Raw genomic sequence first — 6591 nt, 5'->3', positions numbered from 1 at the left:
GCGATCAAAAAAATCAACAGGAAACCCAATGAAATCAATGGCTTGGCAGGCCACCCCTACGCCAGTGCTCGATCTCCTACCGTCACTTTTGACAACGAAAACAAATCGACCCCTCAAAGCCAGTCAAGTCGGGAGCCCATGGCCTTTTCGAAGATCTTCCCGATGCAGCACCAACAGGTAGTCTGTCAAAGGTTCGAGAGCTTACGGACGAAGAGGTTTTCGGGGTATCTTCCCCAGCGCAGGGGAAGCGCGATCCCAGACAGTAACCATATCGAGCGGCAATGCCAGAACGTATTCCACTATGGGACTATTCTCACTTTTCCGTTCCAAGGATCCAGCCAAGGTTGCTCGCGAACTTGTGGAGGCAGCAACTCGCTTGGAGGTAGACCCTGAAGCCGTGCATTGGTGTCGCCGCCTCGGTGTCGAGACGCACCGCTATATCGCCGAACGGAATGCGCTCCAAGTAGGCATGACGCAGGGCGGCGTGGCCTTGTCACTGAGAAATAACCGTTCACTGAATGTTCACAAGCTTTATCAGGCTCTCGACGAACAGCTGAAAGATTACTTCGCCGGAATGCCTAACGTCCACCCTGAGCAAGGACTGGCGTTTTATCGTTGCATCACCAGTCGCTACATCGTTAGAGATCCGGTCGAGATGGCTGGCATCTTTCACTACTACCTGCTCAACCCCGGAGCATGGGGAGATAGGGAACCCGAAAGCACACCGTCACAAGACCTGCCAGACGGATTTCAAACCTTCGTTCACGTACAAATGAGAGAACCGCTGCAGAGGTCACTGGACCGCGCCAATGAGCTCGCGAACTAAGTGAGACATCCTGCTGCCTCACCGCCGTTCGCACAACAACCTGAAGTCGAGCGCACCGCACCCACGCTCCTAGAACCCATAGCGATGTTGATTCCAGGCCTTCAGCACACGATAGTCATGCTCGGCAAGTACGATCAGCCCAGATTCAGCGTCCGCAAGCACGCGTTTCGCAGAGCCGTCGTGCACGCGATTGCCGTGCAGCATGTAGAAGTACCAGGCGAAAGGTACTTTGACTCGTCGATCCAGCGTCTGCAACTTGCCGAAGTGGGCGTAGGTGTCACCCTTATTCGGCTCCACCTCTGCGAGCTTTTGTGCGAAGGACCACATCGGCACCAGACTTAGGTAACGCGTGCCGTTCTTGGGATCGGTCCAATCGGAAAGCTGCACTACCCAGTGATCGCACAGCCTTGCTCCGCTACGACCGGCACTGGACATCTCCCAGTCATTGAAGAAGCGCCGGGACTTGTGCGGCTGGCTATCCCAGCCCGGGAACAGCTCGTCATGCGTTGCGCTCGTAGCGGCACTCGCCCGATCCGGGGATGCATCGGATACTGTGTAGATGAAGCCACGCAACTTGGCCCGTTGCCCTGCATCGATCTTTTCTGTCTCGGTAACGAATGCATCGACATCAACGACCGCGTCCAACTGGTAAGTGGGTGGCCTGATCCGTCGACGTTCCGCAGCTGGAAGCGTTTCTCCTTCCAGTTCATGTAACAGATCCTGCAATGTCTTCGGTACGGACCAGGAGCATTTGTCGAAAGCGCGAGCGTCTATGAACTCGTCCTCCTGCCTGATCGTCACCTGGATAAATTCAGCTTGGTTCTCCGTTCGCTTGTCTTGCACCAGGTACAGCGTTGTGAGCTCGCATTTGCTCAAGAGAAAGCCTTGGTCCCGAAGTCGCTTGTAGGTTTTGCCGGCATCACCGCCATCCAGCAGCAGCTGCTCCGCGACCCATTCCTTGTGGTCGTCGCGCACCAGGACGCCGTCGCGCGTCAACACCTTTCGACGTGCAAGGTAATAACTGCCATCACCACCACGTGAAGTGACCAGCTTGGCGCTTGAAAGCTGCTCAAAGCTCCGCAAGCATTGAACCAACGCCCTGTGAGACTCGTCTGGCAGGCAGTTCGACACGTCAACGGCAAGGCCGGGCACATCGATCTCATACACCGTGGATGTCATCATCCCGCTCTCCTGTCTAGTTGTCGACGCCGGGATCAGCGCTTGTGAAGCGCTTGGTCGATAAGCTCAAGGTACTTCGAAACCAGCGCACTGGCTTGCCGCTGAAGTTCAACGCGAGCATCTGCGTCATCTGGTTGGTGAAACGCCCCGTACGCGGCCGAGCCCTTCATCAAATGTCCATCGGTATCGGCATGACTGCAAAATCCTCGACGCAGACAATCCATGGCCTTCTCTAGCGAGGCGCGGTGTGCACCATGGACATATGCTTCTGCGAATGAACGTGCAGCATCATCTAAATCCGGGCCGTACTGCAGCACGTGAATCAGGTCGCCCACATCCTTGTTCGCTCCACGCTGATCAAAGGCAATAGCTTTGAGCACCACAAGGGCAAGGTGATTCGCGTAGTGCACGCGCTCCACGGCCATGCCCTTGCCGTCGAGGAGCGACGCTTTGACTTCCTTCGTCTCGTACTGGGTCTGGGCGATCGACATGTGCGGCATGGCCATGACAGAGATTGACTCCGCCCCCAAAGACTTGAGGCCTCGAACCTCATCCTCGGCGGCATCACACAAAAATTCCACCCTCACGAGAAGCTGGTCCCGCGTCCTGGCCACCCACTGCCAGGATGAGACCCCACCTTTGTCCAGCGGCATCCTCTCGAAACCACGTTCCTTGAGCCGAACTGAAATTGGCGCGTAGTCTTCGCCAGCAGCGATGACGGCCAAGTCAATGACCAGATCGAGATCGGACGTCCCAGCATGCGCCGGAACCTCAGGGGGTTGCTCAGGGGTGAGGTACCTCGGCACCAAGCCGCCAACCAAGCGCACCGTATCTTTGAGGGTGCCCATGCACTGCAGCACAGTGACCAAGGCCTGCTCGCAGGCGTCAGTGACCTCACGCGAGTAGCCCGCGGCGGTCGCCGGTTTGATATCAGCCATGGTTCTCGCCCTTCACGATCCAAGTTTCCTTCAGCTCATTTGCCAGTTCCTTGCTCCGCCCACCTTCGTTGGCCAGCTCCAGGTACTGGATCACGGGACTGGCAAACCAACCATGTCGATCGGGCAGCCGGATTCGATGCTGCAAGGCGAAGTCTTCGCATTCGTGGAGTGTGACGTTGAACCCCTTGTCGGCTCTTTTCAGCTCAAGATCCTCGGCGAAGGCCTCGGCCATACCCATGGGGACGATGATGTCGAAACCATTCACGGCCGTCAGAAGAGGGGTGACGCAGTTGGCCGCATACTGGCCTGTGAAGGCCCATTCATCGTGGTCTTGGAGCAATCGCGATGCCAGACGCAAAGCCAAGGTCCCAGGGTTTTGGGCGAAAGCGAACCATCGCGACTTGCGCCGCTTGCCCTCTGCCCAGTGGTCCGCCCACGCATCAAGAAGTGCATCTGGCTGGACCAACTGGCGACGCACGCTGCGACCGCTTCCTTCACTTTGCACTATGCCGCGCTTCTCCAGCTCGCGCAGGAGGACGGAGACGGTATTGGGGCTCGCGCCAGAGACCTCAGCCAGATCAACGCCGGTGCGCCAGCTATCCCACCCCCGCAGCAGGGCATGCAGCACTCTCGCCCGTTCAGGTGTGAAGATGGTGCCAACCTCGCGCCAAAGGGGCTTGATCGGGGGCCTGTCGATGAGTATGTGGTGACGGTTTAGCTTGAGACTGATGCTTCCACTGCCGTCGAAGTAGCCGATGTCCAAGTCCTCCAGGGACTTTCGCGCTCCTTCGCTCAGCGACTCGGCCCAGACCATCTTTTGATCAATGGTGCTGTCCTCTCTCGCCAGCCCTTCCAGTTGCAGACGTGCCCACTCGATGTCGCGGGGGAACGCGTTCCTTTTGACTTCAACCACCACTTTGACGCTCACGCCATCAACGGGGATGCTCAAGACCAGGTCTGCGCCGCCGGTACCGAAACGTGGTTCATGCTCCGCGTGAATGCCATCGATATTGAGTCGATCGCGCAGTACGGACGTGAACTCGGTCAGGAGCTTCTCGGTAAGTCGTCGCTCAGGATGCATGTTCTAAGTGGGTTTATACGCTGTACAGCGTATGATGGCTTTTGAGAATATGATATCCCCAAAGGCATTAATACGCTGCACAGCGTATGATGTGAGCAACACTCGCCACGCCGCAGTCGCTCCCCACCGCCCCAGGAACTGTTTGGCAAGCAGGAGGCGACGTTTCAGTCTTCGAATGTGATCTGGGTCGGAGGCCTGGTCTCGTCAAAGACAGCAAAAAGGTCGACATCCGAAAGGCGATATTGCCCACCAGGGCCGCCGAATACGCTGTAGTCCCCACGCGGGCCGATGCAGACAGCGAACAAGGCGCCCTCTTCACCCTGACCGTGGTACTTGGAACTTGGCCGAATGCGGGCCATCAGCTTTTGACCCTGGTCGGTGAGGACAGCCTGCCTCGCCTCGATGGCCGCGAACTCTTTGCGCAGCAGATCACGATCAACGACTCGCAATGGCGGAGGAGTCAGTTCGGATGCCATGAGTGTTCCTTTTCGAATGTCGTGGCCGTAAAGCTAAAGCCAAAGAGTTTTCGTGCGATTGGCTGGACGAAAGGCGCCAGAGTAGCGCTGCGCTCCCTCAGCTGCCTTGCCGGATCAATTTTCGGCCCTGTTCAAACCAGGTGCGTGCCTCATCGACGTTCCCACAGTCGATGGCAGAAATGACGTGCACGAGCCCAAGCGTCAGGTCCTTCTTGGAAAGATGGCCTGCTTTGAAGTCATCCAGCACATGACTCAGAAATGCGTCCATGTTGGCGTGGTCGCGGTTTGTAAGCTGGGAACTTTTCGGCATCGCAGTCGCTTTCACTTCAAGAGTGCGGAAATTGAGTAAAGTGGCACAGAGCATGAGTTCGGCCACCATCTTCCAAAGGTAGCAGCCTGCCAAATCATGTCAAGGTGAGGCGGGATGCTCTCTCAGGCGTTTTCCCAAAGCGCCTGCAGCCCGGGTACATCCAAGGGCGTTTGGGATTCGGGCGGAACACCCCGGTGGATATGAGCGTCCCGGCGCCCTTCGAACACCACGAAGTTTCTGCCATCGCAGTCCTGAACATTGGATATGTAGGTCGCGCCCACCAGAGGCAAGATCGAATTACCGTCGCCCGGCACGATCAGTTGATCATGGACCCACAAAGTGAGTTTTCGCCATTTGTCGATGCGAGGCACTGGGCGGCCAATCCCTAACCCGGCGGCCCTGGCGATATCGGGCGATTCGAGATCGACGAACACGATTGGCTGCTTGGTCGTGTGCACCGCCGTCATGGGCGGGGGTTTGAGGGCCCGGCCGGTTACTGGATCCAACGGCTCAGGCTCGATTTCTATGTCGTTGAGACCATCGGCATCCTTGATCGGTCGCAGGATGCGCGCCTCGAATCCCGCCGTCACCAGGGAGTCCGCCAGGTACAGCAGGCCATAGGAAGAACTGTCAGGCAGTGGGGGGTCCACCCTGCCCTTGCGGTGCGCCTCCGGCGCAGCAGACCAATCCGCATCAACGTGGCGGTAGATGCGGTACAGCCTGGCGTCCGCTGGCAAGGCGAAGCCTGGGAGCGGCCCGAAACGGGTCGGGATCTCAATCCCCGTCGCCTGCGTGTACCAGCTCACGCACTGGCCCTAAGCATGTCCTCCTCGGCCAGCGCGAGGAAAATGGCCTGACGCTCGCTCTGTTCCAGATCGAGCAGGCTCGGATCAGAAATCCGGTTGAGCAGAAACTCCACTCCCGTGCTGCCGCCCAAATCCTGGTGGCGCGTGCGCAGGAAGTGCCAGTAGAACGTCATGTCCTGCCCATGGGAGCGGTACATGGCTATCGCGAGCTGGTGCAACTCCTGATTGAGCCGTGGGCTGAGCTGGAAACTGGGGAAGCCGCGTTTCCTCATCCGCTTGGGGGGCAACACCGAGATGATGAGGCCCGCCTTCTCGCGGTTGTAGACCGTCTGGTCTGTGGCGCCCATGCGCTGCGCAAAGCTCTTCGCGTCGAGCAGCTCATTGGGATTGTCTGCAGGGGAAATGACATCTGGCGAAGTCTTGTCCTGCTGGACCAGTTCGCCCAGCAGCGCATGTAGCCGCTTGAAAGTGGCCAGGTGGACGAAACGCACCTGGTTCTCAGCACGGGGCTTGTCGTCGTCAGCGAACGCCAGATCCTCCACTTCCAGAGCCAGGGGGAGTTGTGAAAGTGGGTCGTGGCGCGAGCCGCCATAGAAGACATTCCCCTGGAACAATGCACCATACAGGTCCCTTTGGTGAACCGTATCGTGCTGCTGCGCTAATAGGGTTACTGCTGCTTCGAAATGGGCTGAGCGCTTGGGCAGCGATGCGCCGATGAGGTGTCGCCCGATCTTGTCCAGCACCCCGAGCTCGGCTAGGGTTTGACTGGAAACCATCACGAAGGTGTGAGCGAGCGACTTTTTCAACTCGCTTTCGAACACGTCGCTGACCGCTTCCACCGTCTCGCGCGCGATTCGTTTCTGGTGCGCCTCGATGCGGGCGGCCGCAGCGGCCCGATCTGCCTCAAGGTTGGGCAGTGATAAGAGGATCTGCTGGTACTCCATGGAAGGGTCCTTCGGGGCTGGTGCAGGCGGG

8 protein-coding genes are annotated in these 6591 nt (G+C 58.2%); 1 reads left to right on the top strand and 7 read right to left on the bottom strand.

Annotated features, from left to right (window positions below; translation table 11 throughout):
- Positions 1 to 301: 301 nt before the first annotated feature.
- Positions 302 to 826 (top strand): hypothetical protein, encoded by a 525-nt coding sequence (locus FFS09_RS30180; RefSeq protein ID WP_137922593.1) that lies wholly within the window; start codon positions 302 to 304, stop codon positions 824 to 826.
- Positions 827 to 895: 69 nt separating this feature from the next.
- Here FFS09_RS30180 and FFS09_RS30175 read toward each other — a convergent pair whose 3' ends face one another.
- From FFS09_RS30175 to FFS09_RS30145, 7 genes are all read right to left on the bottom strand, one after another.
- The gene (locus tag FFS09_RS30175) at positions 896 to 2008 is read right to left on the bottom strand and encodes a hypothetical protein (RefSeq protein WP_137922592.1); all 1113 of its coding nucleotides are present in this window, start codon (positions 2006 to 2008) and stop codon (positions 896 to 898) included.
- Positions 2009 to 2040: 32 nt separating this feature from the next.
- The gene (locus tag FFS09_RS30170) at positions 2041 to 2943 is read right to left on the bottom strand and encodes a hypothetical protein (RefSeq protein WP_137922591.1); all 903 of its coding nucleotides are present in this window, start codon (positions 2941 to 2943) and stop codon (positions 2041 to 2043) included.
- Positions 2936 to 4024 carry a hypothetical protein gene (locus FFS09_RS30165; protein WP_137922590.1) on the bottom strand — a complete coding sequence of 363 codons (1089 nt, stop codon included), beginning with the start codon at positions 4022 to 4024 and terminating at the stop codon, positions 2936 to 2938. Before FFS09_RS30165 ends, FFS09_RS30170 begins: the two co-directional genes overlap by 8 nt.
- 164 nt (positions 4025 to 4188) lie before the next feature.
- A complete protein-coding gene (locus FFS09_RS30160) occupies positions 4189 to 4500 on the bottom strand; it encodes a hypothetical protein (protein ID WP_137922589.1) in 312 nt (103 codons plus the stop codon).
- Between the two features lie 97 nt (positions 4501 to 4597).
- The gene (locus tag FFS09_RS30155; RefSeq protein ID WP_212745189.1) at positions 4598 to 4879 is read right to left on the bottom strand and encodes a hypothetical protein; all 282 of its coding nucleotides are present in this window, start codon (positions 4877 to 4879) and stop codon (positions 4598 to 4600) included.
- Positions 4880 to 4932: 53 nt separating this feature from the next.
- On the bottom strand, positions 4933 to 5616 hold the full coding sequence (locus FFS09_RS30150) for a hypothetical protein (protein WP_137922588.1): 684 nt from the start codon (positions 5614 to 5616) through the stop codon (positions 4933 to 4935).
- Positions 5613 to 6560 (bottom strand): hypothetical protein, encoded by a 948-nt coding sequence (locus tag FFS09_RS30145; RefSeq protein WP_137922587.1) that lies wholly within the window; start codon positions 6558 to 6560, stop codon positions 5613 to 5615. The genes FFS09_RS30150 and FFS09_RS30145 overlap by 4 nt, the downstream gene beginning before the upstream one ends.
- Between the last annotated feature and the right edge of the window lie 31 nt (positions 6561 to 6591).

Origin of the sequence: Hydrogenophaga sp. 2FB (genome assembly GCF_005503365.1) — a bacterium.
Classification (GTDB): domain Bacteria; phylum Pseudomonadota; class Gammaproteobacteria; order Burkholderiales; family Burkholderiaceae_C; genus Hydrogenophaga.
Note: the sequence above shows the minus strand (reverse complement) of the source record. Positions and strands in the feature narration are given on the sequence as shown.